Below are 18,978 nucleotides of genomic sequence, written 5' to 3'. Positions count from 1 at the left end.
GTCACTGCTGGCAGAGCCAGAAGCCGTTCGAGACGACGAGGTTGCCGAGCAGTCTCCCGCCTCTGCAGTCGTTCCACGCCGCCGGGTAGTGGATCGCGCTGACGGCGCCCCATGTGACGCTGAAGAGCGTCGCGGCGTTGGCGACGACGTTGCCGACGAGGAACGTTCTCGGCACGAGGTCGCTGCGAGCGCAGAGCCAGAAGCCGTTGACCGCCTCGTACTTGCCGACGTAGCCGTAGCCGCCGGGACAGGCGCCCCAGCCGCCGGAGCCGACGTGGTAGGTGCCGTTGGCGTAGTCGGTCGCGTACAGCTGCCCGTCGTTCGCGCGCACCAGCCCGACCACCGCCTCCGGGCCTCTGCGGTCGGCCGCGTCGAGACAGACCCAGAAGCCGTTCGACTCCAGCAGCTGGGCGACGAATCTGCTCGTGTTCGTGCAGCCGCTCCACGCCTTCGGGCCGAGCGGGAGCGCGTTGCCGTTCTGCACGCGGACGAGCTCGCTGCCGTTGTTGACGACGTTCCCGACGTAGACGCCGCGGCCGGCGAGGTCGCTGCGCGTGCAGACCCAGAAGCCGTTGGGACGCTCGTAGCGCCCGGCCTCGCCGTAGCCCGGCGGGCAGGTGCCCCACGGCGCCGGGCCCATGTAGGTGACGCCGCCGGCGGAGTCGACCGAGTGAAGCGTGCCGTGGTTGTTGCGCACCCGGCCGATCACGACCTCGTCGTCGACTCTCGCGAGCGGCTTGGCGACGCGATAGAGAACGGCGTCGCCCGGCGCCAGCGACGCGCTGACGGCGGCGAGCCCACCGCCGGTGCTCGTCGGGCTGACCGTCGTCCAGCTGCCCGGACCGGTCAGCCGCTGCGGCAGCGTCGCGTTGTACTTCAGCCGCGTGTTCGCAGTGCGGGCGGATGCCGTGTCACGGCTGGTGACGAGCGAGTAGACGTAGCTGTCGTCCTCGAAGACGCCGATCGTCATCGGCGCGTTGTCGTCGCCGAACACCGGCGTCTGCGGCTGACGGCGGACACCGCCGGCCGGCAGCGGATCGGGCCCGGTCTGGAACGTCCTGACGTGTCTTGCCCCGACGAGCGGTCTGCCGATCGTTCTCAGCTTCGCGTTGATCGCGGCGGTCTCGGCGTAGAGCGGCGTCTCGTTGCCTCTCGCGTCGATCATCGCCTCTCTGAAGTCGGGGTCGATCATGTCCCAGTAGACGAACCACAGTATTCCCGTGCCGCCGTACGCGAGCGTCTGCATCCCCTCCCACAGCATCTGCGGGGCGGTCGGCTGGTCCGGGAATCTGCCGTGCGCCGTCGCGAGCACGACGTTCCAGAACGGGATCCCACGTCTTCTCGCCTCGTCACGGATCGTGATGAGGTTCGTGTACATCGTCGGCCAGAGGTAGTTGTCGTAGCTGAGCAGGACCGGGTCGACCGCGTTGAGGTAGTCGCCGACGTATCTCGTGTACGGCACCGGCAGGTTCGGATCCCAGCTCGGAAGAAGGTTGATGTAGCTGGCGTGGGCCGGGTCGAGCGTTCTCAGCGTTCTGACCATCTCGGCCGCGACCGGGATGAAGCCGTAGCTGGGCTCGTCGATGACCTCATAGCCGGCGACGGCGGGGTAGCCGGCGAAGTCTCTGGCGACGCCCGGGACGCCCGACGTGTCGCCGGTCTCCGCCGCTCTTCTGAAGCGCTCGTCGTGCACGAGCGCCTTCAGCCCGACCGCGTCGGCCGCGACGAGCGCGCGTCTGGTGACCTCGACCGGCCACTCGCCGAGGTCGCAGGCGTTCGTCGTGACGAGGTTGAAACCGGCGTCCTTGATCTGCTGCATGCGCTGCTGCGCGCTCGCGGCGTCCGGGATGAACTGCTGCGGAGGCGGGCACCAAAAGCTGATCGTGACCTCGCCGGGCGGTCCGAAGACCGCCTGCGCCGGGCTGCCGCCGGCCATCACCAGCAGCGCCCCCAACGTCGCGAGCAGTCCGCCACGGCGCAGCCGCCGTACTCGATCCGACCGTTTGCTCGACACGGAATCCCCCTTCACGTGTGCGCAGAATGAGGCGCGTTCGCGCTCTCCCGTGCGGCCACGCTACACGAACGCGGCGCTCGTCCGCGACGGTGCGGGCAACGAGGCTGAGACCAAGATCACCCTCTATCGAGAGAGAATCGAATGTCACTGAAGCAGCGCAGACTCGGAACGCAAGGGCTGACGGTCTCGGCCGAAGGCCTCGGCTGCATGGGGATGTCGGAGTTCTACGGCACGACGGACGAGGCCGAGGGGATCGCGACGATCCATCGCGCGCTCGAACTGGGCGTCACGCTGCTCGACACGGCCGACGTCTACGGACCGCACACGAACGAGCAGCTTGTCGGCAGAGCGATCGCCGACCGCCGCGACCAGGTCGTGCTGGCGACGAAGTTCGGCATCGTGCGCGATCCCGCCGATCCGGCCAGACGCGGCATGGACGGCTCGCCGGAGTACGTCCGCAGATCGATCGACGCGTCGCTGCGGCGCCTCGGCGTTGAGCACGTCGACCTCTACTACCAGCACCGCGTCGATCCGCGGACGCCGATCGAGGAGACCGTCGGCGCGATGGCCGAGCTGGTCGCGGCCGGCAAGGTCCGCTACCTCGGCTTGAGCGAGGCGTCGCCCGCGACGATCCGCCGCGCGCACGCCGTCCACCCGATCAGCGCTGTGCAGACCGAGTACTCGCTGTGGTCGCGCGATCCGGAGGCGGAGATCCTGCCGGCGCTGCGCGAGCTGGGGATCGGCTTCGTCCCCTACTCCCCGCTCGGCCGAGGCTTCCTGACCGGCACGATCAGATCGCTGGCCGACCTCGAGGACGGCGACGTCCGCCGCCACAACCCGCGCTTCGCCGCGGACGCGCTCGCCGCCAACCTCGCGCTCGTCGAGCGCGTGCGCGAGATCGCTGAGGAGAAGGGCGTCACGCCCGGACAGCTCGCGCTGGCGTGGGTGCTCGCGCAGGGCGAGGACGTCGTCCCGATCCCCGGCACAAAGCGCCGCAGCTACCTGGAGCAGAACGTCGCCGCCGCGGCGATCCCGCTCTCGTCCGAAGAGCTGGCGCGGCTCGACGCCGCCGCTCCGGTCGGCGCTGCCGCCGGCGACCGCTACCCGGACATGTCGTTCGTCGACGGATAGCGCTGCGATGTACGCTCGCCCCATGCGTGTGAAGGTGCGCTTCGCAGCGGCACTCGCCCGCCTCGCGGCGGCACCTCAGCTCACGCTCGACCTCCCCGACGGCGCCACCGTCGGCCAGCTGCTCGACCGGCTCGCCGGCGAGCAGCCGGAGCTGGCGCCGGCGCTCGGCGCGGCGCTGCCGGTGCGTGCCGGCAGCCACGTCGCGCACGATGACGCGCTCGCCGACGGCGACGAGGTCGCGCTTCTGATCCCCGTCGCAGGAGGCAGCTGACATGGCCGTCGAGCCCACGACCGCAACGACCGCGCACCGCACCGTCTTCGTCGAGACGTTCACGAACGGCCTGCTGGGGCCGGACGTGCCGATGCTCGGCCCGGTCGCCGACGGCGGCCACGTCGTCGTCAACACCGCGCCCGGCTGCTGGGGGCCGATGATCACGCCCGCGATCCGCGGCGGTCACGAGGTCGCGCAGCCGGTCGCCGTCGAAGGCGCCCGCGTCGGCGACGCGATCGCGATCCGCATCAAGGACATCTCGGTCACCTCGCTCGCTACCTCCTCCGGCAACGACCAGGCGATGGACGGCCGCTTCAACGGCGACCCGTACTGCGCCGCCGTCTGCCCCGGCTGCGGCGACGAGTGGCCGGCGACGACGCTCGACGGGATCGGACCGACCGCCGTGCGCTGCGCGAGATGCGGCGCCGACGCGACGCCGTTCACGTTCACCAACGGCTACACGATCGCGTTCGACGAGCAGCACGCCGTCGGCGTGACGGTCGGCCGGGAGGCGGCGGAGCGCTTCGCGCGCGAAGCCGCCCGCGCGGCCGCGCTGCCGGACGGCTCCGTCCAGAACCCGATCCTGACGTTCGCGCCGCACGACGTCGTCGCGCTCGCGACGCGGCTGCGCCCGTTCATGGGGCAGCTCGGCACGACGCCGTCGACGACGATCCCCGACTCGCACAACGCCGGCGACTTCGGCTCGTTCCTCGTCGGCGCGCCGCACCGCTACGCGCTCACCGCGCAGGAGCTGCAGCAGCACAAGACCGACGGCCACCTCGACGTCGACGCGGTCCGCGCCGGCGCGATCCTGATCTGCCCGGTGAAGGTCGACGGCGGCGGCGTCTACATGGGCGACATGCACGCGCTCCAGGGCGACGGCGAGATCGCCGGCCACACTGCCGACGTGTCGGGCACGGTCACGCTGCAGGTCGAGGTCGTCAAGGGCCTCGGGATCGACGGTCCGATCCTCCTCCCCGTCGCAGAGGATCTGCCGTTCCTCGCCAAGCCGCTGACGGCGTCCGAGCGCGCCCGTGCGGCGGCGCTCGGCGCGAGATACGGCGTCGCCGAGCTGGAGGAGTCGCTGCCGATCTCGGTGATCGGCACCGGGCCCGACCTCAACTCCGCGACCGACAACGGTCTCGCACGTGCCGCGGAGCTGCTCGGCATGAGCGTGCCTGAGGTGATGAATCGCGCGACGATCGCCGGTGCGATCGAGATCGGCCGCCATCCGGGCGTCGTGCAGGTGACGTTCCGCGCCCCGGCGGAGCGGCTCGCCGCGCGCGGCCTCCTTGCCTACGCGCGGGAGCAGTACGGCTCGTCAGATGATTAGTAGCGTGTAGATGATCGGCGGGTTGTCGTTGAGGACGCCCTGAACGCCTATCTGCGGCGGGCATTCCGGGCCGCCCGCGATCAGCGGAAGCGGCGGCTGGCCGAGGAAGCGTAGGACTCTGCCGTCTCTGCTGAGCCGGCCTAGCAGGGTGCCTCTGTATAGGCAGCCGTTGTTGAACTTGATCTGGAAATCTAGGATCCCGAACAGCAGCTCGCCCGTGATCGGGTCAGAGCCTAGGAAGCTGACGTCCCAGCTGGTCGGCGTCGGGCCTATCGGCGGCAGGCCGCCTAGCTGGAGCGGCAGGTCTAGGAACGCTGCGGGACACGCGGCCCCGAGCTGACCGGCCTCGACCCGCCCGAGTCTCGTTAGCGACGCGAGGACCGGTATTAGCCCGGTTCTCAGTCTCTTTCTGAGCTGGACGGCGCACGTCGCGCTGAAGCCGCCGCCGAAGAACGTGAGGTTCCCCTGCTGCGTCGTTAGCGGCGTCGCGTTTGTTATCCCTATCGTCGCTGCTGAGCCTGAGCCCGCGGCGAGTCCGAGCAGCAGCGTGGTGACGAGCACCACGGCGGCTGCGGCTGTCTTTCGCATGTCGATCGCTCCTGTGAGTTATCTCAGGCCGGCGGGCCAGGTAGTAGGAAGTACTGGATCGGCGGCGTGTCGTTCAGCGTGCCGGTGATCGACGCCGACCCGGCGCAGCCGGGCGTCGGGAAGTCGATCGGGACGCTGCCGGTGATCGTTAGCGTTCTGCCGTCGCGGCTGAGACGGCCTAGGAGGGTGCCGCGGTATAGGCAGCCGGGCGGCACGCCGAGGCTGATCTGGAAATCTAGGATCCCGAACAGCAGGTCGCCCGTGAGCGGGTCCGACGTTAGGTAGCTGATGTCCCAGCTGTTCGGCAGCGGCCCTATCGGCGGTATCGCCCCTAGCTCCGGCGGCAGGTTTAGCAGCGTCGACGGGCAGCCGAACAGTCGGCCCGCGGTGATCCGGCCGAGTCTCGTTAGCCCGGTCGGGTTCACAGGCGTTAGCCCGAGCACCAGCTCCTTTCTGAGCACGACCTGGCAGGTGAGCATCACCGGGCCGGCGGTGAGTCTGAGCGCGCCGACCTGGGTCGTTAGGGCGGGGCCGTTGATCACTATCCCCAGTGGAGCTGCCGACGCTGCGCTCGATCCGAGCAGCATCAGCACCACGGCTGCCAGCACGGCAGCGAGTGACGTTCTCATATCGTTCTCCTTCGGCGTTCTGAATTGAGTACTACACGCCGATGTTTAGTAGTATGAAGTTGATCGGCGGGTTGTCGTTGAGCGTCCCGCCGACGCCTATCTGCGGCTGGCACCCGGTCGGGCCGCCCGCGAGCAGCAGCGGCGGGTTGCCGAGGAACCGTAGGACTCTGCCGTCACGCGAGAGGCGGCCTAGCAGCGTGCCGCGGTATAGGCAGTTGTTCGGAAGCCGGACCTGGAAGTCTAGGATCCCGAACAGCATCTCGCCGGTGACTAGGTCCGAGCCTAGGAAGCTGACGTCCCAGCTCGTCGGCAGCGGCCCTATCGGCGGCGTGCCACCTAGCTGCAGCGGCAGGTTTAGGAGCGCCGCCGGCCCGGCCGGGCAGTTGATCTGCCCGGACGTCACGCGCCCGAGTCTCGTTAGCGATGTTGTTCTGACGAGTATTAGCCCGACGATCAACTGCTTGCGCAGCACGACCGTGCAGTTGAAGTTGACGCTCCCGTTGAAGAACGTCAGCTGTCCGACCTGCTGGGTTAGCGGCGTTTGATTCGCTATCCCTATCGTCGTCGCGGAGCTTGCGCCCGCGCCGACGGCGAGCAGCAGCGCAGCGACGAGCGTCGCCGCGACTGCGGTTGACTTGCGCATCTCGATGTCCCCCCAGGGGTCTGCTCGACCCCGTCGTGATATGGACACCGACCGGTCGGCGTCAAGACACAGAAAAGTGTACTTACAGACGCCGACCGCCGACGCGCCAGCCCGGCCGCGCGCTCAGTCGAACGCGATGACGCTGCGGATGCCGTCCTGCGCGTGCATCAGGTCGAAGCCCTCGTTGACCTGGTCGAGCGAGATGCGATGCGAGATGAACGGATCGACGTCGAGCTCGCCGGCCATCCAGCGGTCGATCAGGGCGGGCACGTCGTCGCGGCCCTTGAGGCCGCCGAAGGAGGAGCCGGCGATCCGGCGGCCCTGGATCAGCCAGCGCGGGATCACCTCGAGGTGCTCGCCCTTGCCCGCGACGCCGGCGACGGTGCACAGCCCCCACCCCATCCGTGCGGACTCGACCGCCTGTCTCATCACGCTCACGAGCCCGGTCGCCTCGAACGTGTAGTCGGCGCCGAAGCCGCCGGTCATGTCGAGGATCTGCTGGACCGTGTCGGGGCCGCCGACGATCAGGTCGGTCGCGCCCTGCCCTCTCGCCAGCTCCAGCCGATCCTGCGAGAGGTCGACGCAGACGATCCGCTCCGCGCCGGCCATCCGCGCGCCGGCGACCGCCCCGAGGCCGACCATCCCGGCGCCGAAGACGACGGCGGTCGAGCCCGGCTCGACCTTCGCCGTTCTGAGCGCCGCGCCGAGGCCGGTCGAGAGGCCGCAGGCGAACAGCGCCGCGCCCTCCAGCGGCGCCTCCGGGTCGATCTTCGCGAGCGCGATCTCGGGCATCACCGTGTACTCGGCGAACGTGCTCGTGCCCATGAAGTGGCGCAGCTCCTGCCCTCCGCGTCGAAGTCGCGTCGTCCCGTCCGGCAGGTAGCCCTTGTTCTGCTGCTCGCGGATCTTCATGCAGAGGTTCGTCTTCGGGCTGAGGCAGTGGACGCACTCGCCGCACTGCGGCGAGAACAGCGTCACGACGTGGTCGCCCGGTCTCACCAGCGTCACGTCGGAGCCGACGCGCTCGACGACGCCGGCGCCCTCGTGCCCGAGCACGCACGGCGCGTAGCCGGACGGGTCGGCGCCGCTGGCGGTGTACATGTCGGTGTGGCAGACGCCGCACGCGACGAGGCGCACGAGCACTTCCCCGGGGCCTGGCTCGGCCAGCTCGACGGTCTGCACGACGAGCGGGGCGCCGAACTCCTCCAGCACTGCTGCACGGATCTCCATGCTGCTCATCCTAGGTCGCGCGTCGTCGTTCGGCATGCGGCATCTGTCGGAACGTGGGCGCCAGTCGCTAGGGTGACGCCGATGGCCGAGCCCCCAGCGCTGCGAGCTTCCGACGCCGATCGCGAACAGGCGGCCGCGCTGCTGCGCGACGCCGCCGCCGACGGCCGTCTGACGCTGGAGGAGCTGACAGACCGGCTCGAACGCGCCTGGTCGGCGACCACGCGCGAGGAGCTGGTGCCGGTCACCGCTGACCTCGTCGCGCCCGGCGAGGGCGACGTGCTCGGTGCCTCCGCCGCGCCGGCGGCGAGAGCGCGCCGGCGGACGTCGTGGTTCATCGCCGTGATGGGCGGGTCGAGCCGCCGCGGGCGCTGGCGCGTCGGCGAGCGCGTGCACGCGCTCGCCGTGATGGGCGGCGTCGACGTCGACCTGCGCAACGCGATCCTCGAGAGCGGCGAGGTGCAGATCACCGCGATCGCCGTGATGGGCGCCGTCGACGTCTGCGTCCCCGAAGGCGTCGAGGTCGAGGTGAACGGCTTCGTGCTGATGGGCGGCAAGGACGAGCGGGTCGAAGGCGTCCCCCGTCCCGGCGCTCCCGTCGTCCGTGTGCGCGCGCTCGGCCTGATGGGCGGGATCGACGTCCACACCCCGAAGAGACGCCGCCGCGATCGAGAGCGCGAGCGCGGCGCCGATGACCGGCTTGACGACGGCGCCGACCGCTCCGACCGCTGACGGCGGGCCCGGCGCGGCTATCGCAAGTCGCTTAGAAAAGGGCGCCCCTAAACATTCAGTATCATCCGGCGCGTGACGACCGATCTGGAGTCCGTCGACAACGACCTGATCGAGCGCCTGCGCGCCCGTGGTCAGCGTGTCACCTCGCAGCGGCTGGTGATCAACCGGATGCTGCGCTCGCGCGATCAGCACGTGACGGCGGAAGAGGTGCTCGGCGCGGTCACCAGAACGCTCCCGGGCACGTCGCTGCCGACCGTCTATGCGACGCTGGAGCTGTTCGAGCAGCTCGGCATCGTGCGGCGCGTCAACTCCGGCGGCGGCGCGGTCCTGTTCGACTCGCGCACCGTCGACCACCATCACGTGATCTGCCGCACGTGCGGCAGAGTCCAGGACCTCGACGCCAGAGTCGAGCTGGGCGCCGTGATGGACGCGGCCCGCGCCGCGGGCTTCGCGCCCGATCGCGCGGCGCTCGTCGTCGACGGCGTCTGCGCCTCCTGCGGCGCCGCCGCGTCCGCGGGCTGACCGCACGTCGCTCTGCTCAGGTGGCCGAGAACCGCGTTCGCGGTCTCGGCGCTACCTGACCGATTCGACTCAGTGCGATCGTTGTCGTCTTCCGGCGGAATCCGCCCGTGGGAGAATCAACTGGTCGTCGGCGGTCGCTTCTGCAGCTGTCAGATGCTGTTCAGCCGCCTGCTGGACTTCCCTGAAACCGGTGTCCCCTCTCTCGCGCAGGACGTCGAGCGGCCGCTGATTCCCAAGTGCCGTTTGACGTGAGCGCAGCCACGCCACGATCCCCTCTTCGTCGTATGTGCCATCGGTGAGGAAGTAGCCGATGATCGCGCACAGATCGTCGACGGGCTCCCACCGCGCGCCAGCTCGCGGTGTCGCGACGCCCTCGGTCCTCCAGCGCCGGACTGAGCGGGGCTGTGTCTTTTCGATCGTCCTTGCGATGTCGCGATCACTCAGGCCGAAGGCCGCCAAGAGCTGAAGGCGGGCTTGGAGCGATCCCGCGCGCGCCGTCACGAAGCGCTGTCGCCACTCTCTCAGCCGAGTCGTGCGCGCCTGGAACGCCTGGGTGACCGCCCTCCCCGGCGGTTCGTCCATAGACCGTTCGGCGCCCGGTCGCCGGTCGTCGCCGGCGCTCGACGCATTCTCCGCGATCCGGCGTGCGTCTCCCTCGCTGCTTCTGGTCCTTGTCCCCATCTTGACCTCCAGTGGTCCGGTGCGTTCTGGGAGTCAGTGACTCCCTCTCGCGGTGGAGGTCACAGCGCGTGTGTGCCCAGGGTCCCTCGCGTGCCCAACCCTCATCACCAGTGCTCCTTTCCCCGGCTCTGATACGCCGAATCGTAGTCCAAAGTGACACTATAAAGCATGCAACAGGGTGTCAAGGAGCGCGCCGGTGATCGCTGTGCCGACGAGCGCAAAGATGAGGATTAGCAGGTAGTTTCCATTTTGGTGTCCTAATAGGCAGCCGATATGTGGCACTTTGCAGTCAGTTCGACTGGCAGCAAGAGTGTCGTTCAGCTAGGGTCAGGTTCATTGAACCCTGCTGAGCAGTGAGGAGAGAGCGCGCATGAGAGGAAGGGCCGCAGCGTGGTGGAGCTCGATCCGTAGGCGCGACAGGGAGAGTCGTCAAACCGGTTGGGATTGGACCGGGGCCGGCCTGCGTGCTGACGATGAGGCACCTCGCACGATGCGCCACGGGGCTGGCGATCGATCCTCGGCGGCCGGCCGGCCCGTGCTGCTTCCAGACCGCGCGGTCCTGCAGATGACTGGCGGCTCGTGCGCTGCCTGCGGATCGCTGCCGCTCGCCGAGCGTCATGACGGCGTGCCTCGCAGTCCAGCGGGCTGCCAGTTCCGCTACGTCATTGCGAAGATCTACGCGGACGTTCCCAGCGCGTTGCACGCGGCTGAGAGGCAATACGGTCGGTCCGGGATTCGTTCCCGCTACCTGGCGAGCGTCTCGTTTCAGGGAGCGAAGGCACTCGACTGCAGCGACATGGCGGGCCTCGACCAGGGCACCGTGCAGAACGGCGACGAGGAGTCGCGACGCCTGCTGTGGCAGTTGCGGATGGGAGGCGCCGACCTCCTCGTGATCCGTGGACTGTGGTGCCCAACCGTGGTGGTCGTCTTCACCGCAGCCTTGGGTCGAACCATCCATCTCGAGGACGAGGCGGACTACACCCTCCATGGGAAGGGCCGTTGGGTCCGAGAGCGCTGCGAACCACCGTCACCCGGACCAGGCAGCTGGCGAAGCACGATGAAGGGCCGGACCGACGCGCACAACGGGCGGCCGGGAGCACGCGCCGTCGGCTGGCAGATGGCGACGGGCGTGGGATGCAGCATGATCGTGTCCGTCTCGCTGAGAGTCGCCGACACGAGCGTCACGATCCCAGTGTGGTCCGCGCTATTGATGGCGTTCGGGGCGGGTGTCGTGTTGCAGGTTGGGCGGCGCGACCCGGTGATCGAGCGCTGAAGCTGCGGCAGCGCGCCGGCGGGCTGACCGCACGTCGCGCTTCACCGCTCAAGCATCGGCTGCCTTGGTCGATCGCTTGCAGGGAGCGCACCGGCGGGAGTGAATCCCGTAGCCTGCGGCGAAGCTTCTGGCGCGTTCCGGTGTTGATGCATCACGTGACCCGCACTCGCACACTTCTGCTCCTCATCGCGCTCGCGTTCACCGTGACGGCGTCGGCCGCACAGGCGAAGCCGATCCGCAGAGCCGGCTGGCTCAGATCCGTCACCGTGACGGAGTACTACCCGGCGCCGGAGTGGTGGTTCGTCGGCAAGAAGGTGCAGACGCCGGGCCTGGACCGCCTCTCGCGGATCGACTGGCTCTACTCCTCCACCGGCATGTCGATGGAGGGCGATGGCATCGGCCTCGACGGCGACCGGTACCACATCGCCGGTCTCGGCAGCGGTGGCTGGGTCACCGAGCGCGGCAAGCCGAGCGTGCCCGGTCACAGAGGCTGGAAGGGCGGGTCCCCGTTCTGGCGCGCCGGCGGCTACTGGCTCTCCAGCGACAAGTACGTCACCTTCCCGCTCGACGGCGGCGGCTGGTCCAACGGACCCGGCCGGAGATACCGCGAGCTGCCCGGCGTCAGCTTCGGCGAGGGGCCGTCGCGGCCGCTGAAGTACTACCGCTCGGTCGCGGTCGACCCCGACCTGATCCCGCTCGGCAGCAAGGTCTACATCGCCGCCTACCAGACCAGCGCCGGCGGCGGCTGGTTCACCGCCGAGGACGTCGGCGGCGCGATCATCGGCAGACACGTCGACGTCTACCGCACGCCGCCCGCGCGCGCCGACATCGGCGGAAGCCACCTCCAGGACCAGCGGATCTACGTGCAGCCGCCGGGCACGCGCGCGGCGCGCAACTCGCCGCCGAAGTCCTCCGGGAAGGGAACCGCCACCCCGAGCCCGCCGGTCCCCCAGCCGCCCGCGACGCTGTCGGATCCGTCCGGCGGCGCCGGCGCCCCCTGACGCGCGCCTCGGCGCGTCGCGCGGCCGCAGCGCTCGACTAGACTCCTCGTCCTATGGCGAAGCAGCAGAAGCAGCGTCCGATGCGCATGGAGCAGCGCGGCTCCCTGGCCGCGATGCAACAGCTCGAGACGCGCACCGACGAGCAGCTCGAGGCCGAGACGAAGTTCAAGGCCGCCGCGTTGGCGATCCTCGGCGCCCGTGCCGCGGAGCGCTACGACGCGAGAGCGACGCGCGCGTACTACTCCAGAGCGATAGCGGCCGCGCGGCCGCAGGAGCGGCTGCAGCTGCGCCGCATGGCGGACGCGTCGATCGCGCTCGCCGAGCGGCGCGCCGGCGACCTGAAGGACGCCGTCACGAAGCTCGGGCAGAGACCGCCGAGCAACCGCCAGCTGCTGATCCTCCGCTTCATGGGGCTGCTCGCGCCGCCGCCAGGGTCGGGCATCCTGCTGCGCCTGCGCGGGATCGCGATCGTCCTCGGCATCGTGATCGTGCTGCTCGCGCTCGGCTTCGGCATCGCCAAGCTGATCGCGCTGCCGTTCGGCGGCGTCGGCACGATCGGCGGCCTGCTGCTCGGGCTGATCGTCATCATCGCCGTCTTCGCGGTGCTCGCACTGCTGGGCAGACGCCGGCAGGCGCGCGCCCGCGCGAGAGCCGCGGCCGGCTGACACGGGGAGCGCTCGCACGTGTGCGGACGCTTCACGCTGGCGACCACGACGGCCGACGAGCTGCGGCACCGCTTCCCGCTCGGCGAGTCGGCCGTCGACCTCAGACAGCGCTTCAACGTCGCGCCCGGCGACGAGGTCGTCACCGTCGCCGCGCGTGACGGCGTCGCGACGGGCCGGATGCTGCGGTGGGGGCTGATCCCGCCGTGGGCGAGAGATCCCTCGGTCGGCTACAAGATGATCAACGCGAGAGCGGAGACGGTCGCCGAGAAGCCGGCCTATCGCGACCCGTTCGCCAAGCGCCGCTGCCTGATCGTCGCCGACGGCTTCTACGAGTGGCAGAGACAGGGCAGAGCGAAGCAGCCGTTCCACATCACGCGCACGGACGGCGCCCCGTTCGCGTTCGCCGGCCTCTGGACCGGCTGGAAGAACCCCGAGGACGACGAGTGGCTGCGCTCCTGCACGATCGTCACGACGGAGGCGAACGACAAGATCTCCGGGATCCACCCGCGGATGCCGGTGATCCTCGACCCGGCTGACGAGCAGACCTGGATCGACCCCGAGACGCCGGTCGCGCGCCTGCAAGAGCTGCTGCGTCCGCTGCCGGCCGACGGCACGAACGCCCGCGCCGTCTCCAGAGCCGTCAACAACGCCAGATACGACGGCCCGGACTGCCTCGCCGACGCCGAGCCCGACGACCTCAAGGCGTTCGCCGAGGCCGTCAACGCCGCGCAGGCCGCGCCGGCTTCGCAAGAGGGATTGTTCTAAGGCGTCAGGTGGCGAGCCTGGGCCGGCCCGCGCGACGCAGCGCTCGCCCACGGCGTCCGCGAGGAGGGTGAGTCCGGGCGATTTCGTCACAGACCGCGCGTCGCGTGGCACAAATTCTTGGCGCGTAGCCGATGGCCGGTAGCTTGTGGGTCCCCTAGACCAGCAAACTACCGCGCCTCCCTCGGCCGGCCGCCCTGCGCGACTCGTGGGCGCGCGCGGCGGTCCGACCCGCTTTCCCTCGATGCCCGTCGTTCGTGTGCCGCGGCGGCCCGGCGGGCCGCGCCGCGCTACGCGCCCGCCGCGCGCCGCGCCTCGACGTGCGCGGCGTTCTCGAGCGCGTCGTCGAGCGGCGGGAGCGGTGTGTCGCGGCCGAGCGCTCTGGCGATCAGCCAGTCGGCGAGCCAGGCGTTCTTCGGCAGCAGCGGGCCGTGCAGGTAGGTGCCGATCACGTTCCCGCGGCGGACGCCTTCGACGCCGGAGCGGCCGTCGTTGCCGTGGCCTCTCAGCACGCGTCCGAGCGGCTGCTCGGCGGCGCCCAGGCGCGTGCGGCCGCCGTGGTTCTCGAAGCCGGCGAGGACTCTCGGCCCGTCGCCGAGGTCGACCTCGATCGCGACGTTTCCGATCAGCCGCGGCCCGTCGCTGCGGACCGTCGTGAGGTCGACGAGACCGATGCCCGGCAGCGTCTCCTCACCCAGCTGGTAGGAGTGGCCGAGCAGCTGGTAGCCGCCGCAGACCGCCAGCAGCGCCGCGCCGCGCTCGGCCGCGGCGTGGATCCCCTCGCGCTTGACCTCCGCGAGGTCCAGCGCGCACAGCTTCTGGTCGCGGTCCTGGCCACCGCCGATGTAGAAGAGGTCGGCCGCGTCCGGATCGAGCGGCTCGCCGAGCCCGCTCGCGGACAGCTCGAAGCCGAGCCCGCGCCACTCGCAGCGCCGCTGGAGCAGCAGCAGGTTGCCGCGGTCGGCATAGATGTTCATCAGGTCGGGATAGAGCGCGCAGACGCGCAGCGTGTCAGCCACGGAGCAGCACCACCTCGCTGCCGACGTGTTCCTCGGTCGCCTCGATCCGCCGGCGGCCGGCATCCCGCAGGCCGGCGGCGACGCCCTCGGCTGCGAGCGTGTCGCCGTCGAGGGTATCGAGGTGGATCTCGTCGCCCTCGGCGGTCCGTCTGCCGGCCGGGGAGACGATCTGGCGGATCCGCTCGATCGAGATCCCGGCTGGCCCGGGCCGCACCGCGACGGGCTGGCTGACGTAGACCCAGCCATCGCGCTCGACGATGTCCGGCAGCGGCGGCTCGGTGTGCTCGGCGTCGAAGCCGTCCATCGCGTCGGCGAGCGACGCGGCGAGCAGCCCGCCCGGCGCGAGGTGCGCGGCGACGCTGTGCAGGAACGCCGCGCGGCCGTCGGGACCGCCGAGCAGCTGGACGGTCTGCATCGGCGCGAGGATCAGCGGGAAGCGGCGGCCGGGCAGCGCGAACGTGCGCGCGTCGGCGAGCAGCGTCTCGATCGGCAGCTCGCCCGCTCGCGCCCGCAGCGCCTCCAGGAACTCCGCCTCCAGGTCGACTGCGACGACCTCGAAGCCCGCGCGCGCGAGGTCGAGCGCGACGCGGCCGGTGCCGGCTCCGAGGTCGAGCACCGGTCCCCCCTCCGCCGCCGCCAGCTCGCGCCACAGCGGCAGGTCGGCGTCGTACCCGCCGCACTCCAGGTCGTGCCAGATCACCTCGCTCACCGCCAGTACTCCGGCGCCAGGCCGCGGCGTGCCAGCAGCTCCTTGAGCGCGAGCAGGGCGGTATACGTCGGCAGCGCGAACAGCGTCCCGTCGCCGTCGCGGCGGGCCTCGTCGAGCGCCGCCTCCAGCTCCGGGACGACGACGAGCCGCTCCTCGTCCACGCCGGCGTACTTCATCCGCAGCGCCAGCTCGGCGGCGCGCGTGCCGGAGCACGTCACGCGCCGCACGCGCCCGGCGAGCAGCTCGAAGTCGGCGTCCCAGACCCATGAGATGTCGCGGCCGTCGGCGGTGTTGTCGTTCAGCACCGCGAGCAGGTCGACGGCGCCGTCCTCCAACGCGAGCGTCCGCAGCACCTCGTTCGCGCCGGCCGGGTTCTTGATCAGCAGGATCGACAGGTCGCGACCGTCGAGCGCGATCGTCTCGGCGCGCCCGAACGCCGCGGCGACCTGCTCCAGCCCGCTGACGACCTCCGCCAGCGGCACGCCGAGCGAGAGGCAGAGCGCGGCCGCGCCGAGCGCGTTGTAGACGTTGTAGAGCCCCGGCAGCGGCAGCTCGACCCTCGCCGAGCCCTCCGGCGTGCGCAGCGTGAAGCGCGCCCCGCGCGTGCCGCGCAGCTCGATCCGCTCCCCCACGACCGCCGGCTCGGGCCGCCGCTGCCCGCAGTTGGGGCAGTGGTAGCGGCCGAGGTGGCCGAGGTAGATCGCGTCGTACTCGTACGCGTGGCCGCATCTGCGGCAGTGCTTGGAGTCCGACGCGTGCTGCATCTGCGGCAGCGCCATCGTGTCGTCCTGCACGCCGAAGTAGACGACACGCGGCTGCTCGCGGCCGAGGTCGGCGACGAGCGGATCGTCGGCGTTGAGCACGAGTTGCGTGCTCGATCCGTGTCTGGCGACGATCTCGGCCCAGCGGTCGGCGATCGTCTCCAGCTCGCCGTAGCGGTCGAGCTGGTCGCGGAAGAGGTTCCCCAGCAGCAGCTTGCGCGGCCGCAGCTGCTCGACGAGTCCGCCGAGCCAGAACTCGTCGACTTCGAACAGGCCGAGCCGGCCGTCGATCCCCTTCCCCTGCGCGGCGCCGAGCAGCGTCGACGCGATCCCGCCGGCCATGTTGGCGCCGGCGCGGTTGTGGACGAGCGGCGTCCCGCGCCGCTCCAGCACGGACGCGACCATCGCGGCGGTCGTCGTCTTGCCGTTCGTCGCGGAGATCGCGACCGAGCCCTCCGGCAGCCGGCTCGCGAGCGCGCCGATCGCGTGCGGGTCGAGCTTCATCAGGACCTTGCCGGGCAGGCTGGTGCCGCCGCCGCGACCGGCGCGGCGCGCGACGCTGCCGACGGCCCGCGCGACGGCGAGCTTTGGTCCGAGCGGGAGGCCGGCCATCACGGAACGAGCATGCGCACGGCGCCCGGCAGCGTGCGGACCGTCGCCGGCAGTTCCCCGATCGGGTCGCCGTCGGCATAGAGCGTGAACGGCCGGTCCGCCTCGATGCGGACCTCGCGGCCGCGGCGGATCTCGATCTCCGGGTTACGCACGTGCGTGCCCTTGAAGACCTTCGGCAGCTGGGAGAGCAGGCGGAACTTGGAGACGCCGGCGATCGTGACGACGTCGAAGAGGCCGTCGTCGAGCTGGGCGTCGGGCGCGAGGAACATCCCTCCACCGTACGCGGGCCCGTTCGCAACCGCCACGCTGTAGCCCGTGTGGCTGTTCGCGACGCCGTCGATCTCGACCCCGAACGTCGCCGGCTTCCAGCTCGCGAGCGCGCGTATCGCGGCGTAGGCGTAGGCGGCCTCGCCGGGGACGCGGGTCGCGTTCGCGATCCGGTTCGCGTCGGAGTCGAAGCCGCAGCTGGCGATCCCGACGAAGCGGCGCTCGCCGACGGCGCCGATGTCGATCCGCCGCTCGCGCGCGGACTCGAAGACGGTGCACGCCGCGACGGGAGATTTCGGAATGCCGGCCGCGCGGGCGAAGTCGTTGCCGCGCCCGCCCGGCAGGACCGCGAGGATCCCGTCGGTGCCGGCCAGCGCGCCGGCGACCGCGCCGACGATCCCGTCGCCGCCGAACGCCGCCGCGACCTCGCCGTCGGCGGCCGCTCTCCGCGCCAGCTCACGCGCGTGCTCGATGTCGCGCGTGCGCTCGACGTGGTAGGCGACGCCGTGGACGCGCAGCCATCTCTCGACGCCCGGCAGCATGCGCAGCCCCCGGCCGCCACCGGCGACGGGGTTGACGATCAGGGCGACGTTCCGGTCCATCGGCCCGGAACCCTATCCGAGCACGAGCGTCGCAAGGTCGGGTGCGATCGCCACCGGGGCGGGATCGCTCGCGGCGTGCGCCTCGCTGTGCGTCGTCGCGCCCGTCAGCACGATCGCGCCGTCGAGCCCGGCCGCGTGCGCGCCGCCGAGGTCGGAGTCGAGGCGGTCGCCGACGACGAGCGCCCGGCCCGGTCCGAGGCGGTCGAGCGCGGTCGCAAAGATCTCCGGCTCGGGCTTGCCGACGCTGAGCGCGGTGCGTCCGCTGGCGTATTCGAGCGCCGCGACCAGCGCACCGGTCGCGGGCCACATCCCGTCCGGCATCGGAAACGTGCGGTCGCGGCCGGCGGCGACGAAGTCGGCGCCCGCCAGCAGCGCCTGCGTCGCGATCCGCAGCTCCTCGAAGACGAGCGCGTCGTGCCCGGCAGCGACGACGACCTCGGCCTGCGGCGCGTGAGGCGTACCGTTGACGACACGCAGCCCGGCGTCGGCGACGTGCTTGAGGATCGCCGGCGTGCCGATCACGTACGCGGTCGCGCGGCGGGCGCCGTGGCGCTCGGCGAGCTGGTGCTGGAGCGCGCCGCCGACGGTGACGACCTCCTCCAGCGCGGCCTTGAAGCCGAGCGACCACAGCTTGCGGACGTACTCCTCGGCGGTCGAGCGCGTGTCGTTGGTGACGAACGCGACGTGCTTGCCGGCGGCCCGCAGCGCGTCGAGCGCACGCGGCGCGTCACGCGTGGCGGCACCGCCGACCCACAGGCAGCCGTCGAGGTCGAGCAGCACGTGGTCGTAGCTGCGCAGGAGCGAGGTGAGGGGCGGCGGCGAGGTCTGGGACACGCGGACTGGCATTATGCTTCCCCGCCGTGCGCCGGACCTTCTCGCCCCTCGTCGCCGTGCTGATCGCCGCCCCGTTCGCGGTGCTGGCGGGCTGCGGCTCCGACGGCGGGAAGAAGCAGGAGACGACCGCCGCCGTCTGTCGCAAGGTCGCGGCGCCGGAGGCGAAGAGCAACCTCGACGTGAGAAAGCCCGTCGGCCGCCTCTCCCCGACCGTCGACTGGAGAGCGATCGTCACGACCAACTGCGGGACGTTCACGATCACGCTCGACGCGGCGGCCTCGCCGCGTACGACGGCGTCGTTCGCGCGGCTCGCGCGCGCCGGCTTCTACGACGACCTGACGTTCCACCGGATCGCCCCGGGCTTCGTGATCCAGGGCGGCGACCCGCTCGGCAACGGCCTCGGCGGACCCGGCTACGCGATCGCCGAGGCGCCGCCGAGAACCACCAGATACACGAAGGGCGTCGTCGCGATGGCGAAGACGGCGACCGACCCCGACGGCACGTCCGGCAGCCAGTTCTTCATCGTCACCGGCGACGACGCGCAGCTGCCGCCGCAGTACGCGCTGCTGGGAAGAGTGACGTCAGGACTCGACGTCGTCGACCGGATCGACCAGCGCCCGTTGAGAGACACCGACCCGCAGGGGTCGGCGCCGGTCGACCCGATCCTGATCGAACGGGTCGCGATCAGACAGGGCTGAGCCG

21 protein-coding genes are annotated in these 18,978 nt (G+C 70.9%); 10 read left to right on the top strand and 11 right to left on the bottom strand.

The features are described from left to right. Position 1 precedes the first annotated feature (1 nt). Positions 2-2,014, bottom strand: coding sequence for a hypothetical protein (locus tag CWOE_RS16415; protein ID WP_148261043.1), 2,013 nt, complete (start codon positions 2,012-2,014; stop codon positions 2-4). Positions 2,015-2,155: 141 nt separating this feature from the next. Here CWOE_RS16415 and CWOE_RS16410 point away from each other — a divergent pair, with 141 nt between their 5' ends. From CWOE_RS16410 to CWOE_RS16400, 3 genes are read left to right on the top strand one after another with little or no spacing between them, the layout of a single operon-like run. Then, positions 2,156-3,145 carry an aldo/keto reductase gene (locus CWOE_RS16410; RefSeq protein WP_012934755.1) on the top strand — a complete coding sequence of 330 codons (990 nt, stop codon included), beginning with the start codon at positions 2,156-2,158 and terminating at the stop codon, positions 3,143-3,145. A 22-nt stretch (positions 3,146-3,167) separates the two neighbouring features. Further along, entirely contained in the window at positions 3,168-3,416 is a 249-nt protein-coding gene (locus tag CWOE_RS16405; protein ID WP_049793304.1) for a MoaD/ThiS family protein, read from the top strand. A gap of 1 nt (position 3,417) precedes the next feature. Then, a complete protein-coding gene (locus CWOE_RS16400) occupies positions 3,418-4,749 on the top strand; it encodes an acetamidase/formamidase family protein (protein WP_012934753.1) in 1,332 nt (443 codons plus the stop codon). On the opposite strand, the gene CWOE_RS16395 is transcribed toward CWOE_RS16400, so the two are convergent. From CWOE_RS16395 to CWOE_RS16380, 4 genes are all read right to left on the bottom strand, one after another. Beyond that, positions 4,738-5,337, bottom strand: coding sequence for a hypothetical protein (locus CWOE_RS16395; RefSeq protein ID WP_012934752.1), 600 nt, complete (start codon positions 5,335-5,337; stop codon positions 4,738-4,740). The genes CWOE_RS16400 and CWOE_RS16395 overlap by 12 nt on opposite strands. A gap of 23 nt (positions 5,338-5,360) precedes the next feature. Further along, positions 5,361-5,966 carry a hypothetical protein gene (locus CWOE_RS16390; RefSeq protein ID WP_012934751.1) on the bottom strand — a complete coding sequence of 202 codons (606 nt, stop codon included), beginning with the start codon at positions 5,964-5,966 and terminating at the stop codon, positions 5,361-5,363. Positions 5,967-5,997: 31 nt separating this feature from the next. After that, a complete protein-coding gene (locus CWOE_RS16385) occupies positions 5,998-6,609 on the bottom strand; it encodes a hypothetical protein (protein WP_012934750.1) in 612 nt (203 codons plus the stop codon). 123 nt (positions 6,610-6,732) lie between these two features. Then, positions 6,733-7,839: an alcohol dehydrogenase catalytic domain-containing protein gene (locus CWOE_RS16380; RefSeq protein ID WP_012934749.1), complete on the bottom strand. Its 1,107-nt coding sequence runs from the start codon at positions 7,837-7,839 to the stop codon at positions 6,733-6,735. A gap of 81 nt (positions 7,840-7,920) precedes the next feature. On the opposite strand from CWOE_RS16380, the gene CWOE_RS16375 reads away from it, so the two are divergent. Both CWOE_RS16375 and CWOE_RS16370 read left to right on the top strand, forming a co-directional pair. Next, positions 7,921-8,568, top strand: coding sequence for a DUF1707 SHOCT-like domain-containing protein (locus tag CWOE_RS16375; protein ID WP_012934748.1), 648 nt, complete (start codon positions 7,921-7,923; stop codon positions 8,566-8,568). A gap of 72 nt (positions 8,569-8,640) precedes the next feature. Beyond that, entirely contained in the window at positions 8,641-9,090 is a 450-nt protein-coding gene (locus tag CWOE_RS16370; protein ID WP_012934747.1) for a Fur family transcriptional regulator, read from the top strand. Positions 9,091-9,159: 69 nt separating this feature from the next. Here the strand turns inward: CWOE_RS16370 and CWOE_RS16365 are convergent, their stop codons facing one another. Beyond that, complete coding sequence (locus CWOE_RS16365; RefSeq protein WP_081425392.1) at positions 9,160-9,771, bottom strand: antitoxin Xre/MbcA/ParS toxin-binding domain-containing protein; 612 nt, start codon at positions 9,769-9,771, stop codon at positions 9,160-9,162. Positions 9,772-10,306: 535 nt separating this feature from the next. Between CWOE_RS16365 and CWOE_RS33875 the strand changes: the two genes are divergently transcribed. From CWOE_RS33875 to CWOE_RS16345, 4 genes are all read left to right on the top strand, one after another. Further along, positions 10,307-11,044 carry a hypothetical protein gene (locus tag CWOE_RS33875; RefSeq protein WP_041730569.1) on the top strand — a complete coding sequence of 246 codons (738 nt, stop codon included), beginning with the start codon at positions 10,307-10,309 and terminating at the stop codon, positions 11,042-11,044. Between the two features lie 155 nt (positions 11,045-11,199). Continuing rightward, positions 11,200-12,045 (top strand): 3D domain-containing protein, encoded by an 846-nt coding sequence (locus CWOE_RS16355; RefSeq protein ID WP_201447001.1) that lies wholly within the window; start codon positions 11,200-11,202, stop codon positions 12,043-12,045. Positions 12,046-12,098: 53 nt separating this feature from the next. Beyond that, positions 12,099-12,710, top strand: coding sequence for a hypothetical protein (locus CWOE_RS16350; RefSeq protein ID WP_012934743.1), 612 nt, complete (start codon positions 12,099-12,101; stop codon positions 12,708-12,710). Positions 12,711-12,728: 18 nt separating this feature from the next. Continuing rightward, positions 12,729-13,475, top strand: coding sequence for an SOS response-associated peptidase (locus CWOE_RS16345; protein ID WP_012934742.1), 747 nt, complete (start codon positions 12,729-12,731; stop codon positions 13,473-13,475). Between the two features lie 287 nt (positions 13,476-13,762). Here the strand turns inward: CWOE_RS16345 and CWOE_RS16340 are convergent, their stop codons facing one another. Genes CWOE_RS16340 through CWOE_RS16320 form a run of 5 tightly spaced genes read right to left on the bottom strand, consistent with a single transcriptional unit; the run spans position 13,763 to position 18,276 of the window. Beyond that, entirely contained in the window at positions 13,763-14,491 is a 729-nt protein-coding gene (locus tag CWOE_RS16340) for a type 1 glutamine amidotransferase (RefSeq protein WP_012934741.1), read from the bottom strand. After that, positions 14,484-15,200 carry a class I SAM-dependent methyltransferase gene (locus tag CWOE_RS30815; RefSeq protein WP_012934740.1) on the bottom strand — a complete coding sequence of 239 codons (717 nt, stop codon included), beginning with the start codon at positions 15,198-15,200 and terminating at the stop codon, positions 14,484-14,486. Before CWOE_RS30815 ends, CWOE_RS16340 begins: the two co-directional genes overlap by 8 nt. Next, entirely contained in the window at positions 15,197-16,573 is a 1,377-nt protein-coding gene (locus CWOE_RS16330) for a Mur ligase family protein (protein ID WP_012934739.1), read from the bottom strand. The genes CWOE_RS30815 and CWOE_RS16330 overlap by 4 nt, the downstream gene beginning before the upstream one ends. After that, positions 16,573-17,442 (bottom strand): diacylglycerol/lipid kinase family protein, encoded by an 870-nt coding sequence (locus tag CWOE_RS16325; protein WP_012934738.1) that lies wholly within the window; start codon positions 17,440-17,442, stop codon positions 16,573-16,575. Before CWOE_RS16325 ends, CWOE_RS16330 begins: the two co-directional genes overlap by 1 nt. A gap of 12 nt (positions 17,443-17,454) precedes the next feature. Continuing rightward, positions 17,455-18,276, bottom strand: a complete 822-nt coding sequence (locus tag CWOE_RS16320) for an HAD-IIA family hydrolase (RefSeq protein ID WP_049793303.1) — start codon at positions 18,274-18,276, stop codon at positions 17,455-17,457. A gap of 26 nt (positions 18,277-18,302) precedes the next feature. On the opposite strand from CWOE_RS16320, the gene CWOE_RS16315 reads away from it, so the two are divergent. Then, positions 18,303-18,974: a peptidylprolyl isomerase gene (locus CWOE_RS16315; protein WP_012934736.1), complete on the top strand. Its 672-nt coding sequence runs from the start codon at positions 18,303-18,305 to the stop codon at positions 18,972-18,974. The last annotated feature ends 4 nt before the right edge of the window (positions 18,975-18,978 follow it).

The organism is Conexibacter woesei DSM 14684 (genome assembly GCF_000025265.1).
Lineage (GTDB): Bacteria > Actinomycetota > Thermoleophilia > Solirubrobacterales > Solirubrobacteraceae > Conexibacter > Conexibacter woesei.
This window is presented reverse-complemented; position numbering and strand designations above follow the sequence as displayed.

What these genes read in the sequence shown, in the direction of transcription:
- CWOE_RS16410 (WP_012934755.1), top strand. Translation starts at nt 2,156, where the DNA reads ATGTCACTGAAGCAGCGCAGACTCGGAACGCAAGGGCTGACGGTCTCG.
- CWOE_RS16405 (WP_049793304.1), top strand. Translation starts at nt 3,168, where the DNA reads ATGCGTGTGAAGGTGCGCTTCGCAGCGGCACTCGCCCGCCTCGCGGCG.
- CWOE_RS16400 (WP_012934753.1), top strand. Translation starts at nt 3,418, where the DNA reads ATGGCCGTCGAGCCCACGACCGCAACGACCGCGCACCGCACCGTCTTC.
- CWOE_RS16395 (WP_012934752.1), bottom strand. Translation starts at nt 5,337, where the DNA reads ATGCGAAAGACAGCCGCAGCCGCCGTGGTGCTCGTCACCACGCTGCTG.
- CWOE_RS16390 (WP_012934751.1), bottom strand. Translation starts at nt 5,966, where the DNA reads ATGAGAACGTCACTCGCTGCCGTGCTGGCAGCCGTGGTGCTGATGCTG.
- CWOE_RS16385 (WP_012934750.1), bottom strand. Translation starts at nt 6,609, where the DNA reads ATGCGCAAGTCAACCGCAGTCGCGGCGACGCTCGTCGCTGCGCTGCTG.
- CWOE_RS16380 (WP_012934749.1), bottom strand. Translation starts at nt 7,839, where the DNA reads ATGGAGATCCGTGCAGCAGTGCTGGAGGAGTTCGGCGCCCCGCTCGTC.
- CWOE_RS16375 (WP_012934748.1), top strand. Translation starts at nt 7,921, where the DNA reads ATGGCCGAGCCCCCAGCGCTGCGAGCTTCCGACGCCGATCGCGAACAG.
- CWOE_RS16365 (WP_081425392.1), bottom strand. Translation starts at nt 9,771, where the DNA reads ATGGGGACAAGGACCAGAAGCAGCGAGGGAGACGCACGCCGGATCGCG.
- CWOE_RS16350 (WP_012934743.1), top strand. Translation starts at nt 12,099, where the DNA reads ATGGCGAAGCAGCAGAAGCAGCGTCCGATGCGCATGGAGCAGCGCGGC.
- CWOE_RS16330 (WP_012934739.1), bottom strand. Translation starts at nt 16,573, where the DNA reads ATGGCCGGCCTCCCGCTCGGACCAAAGCTCGCCGTCGCGCGGGCCGTC.
- CWOE_RS16325 (WP_012934738.1), bottom strand. Translation starts at nt 17,442, where the DNA reads ATGGACCGGAACGTCGCCCTGATCGTCAACCCCGTCGCCGGTGGCGGC.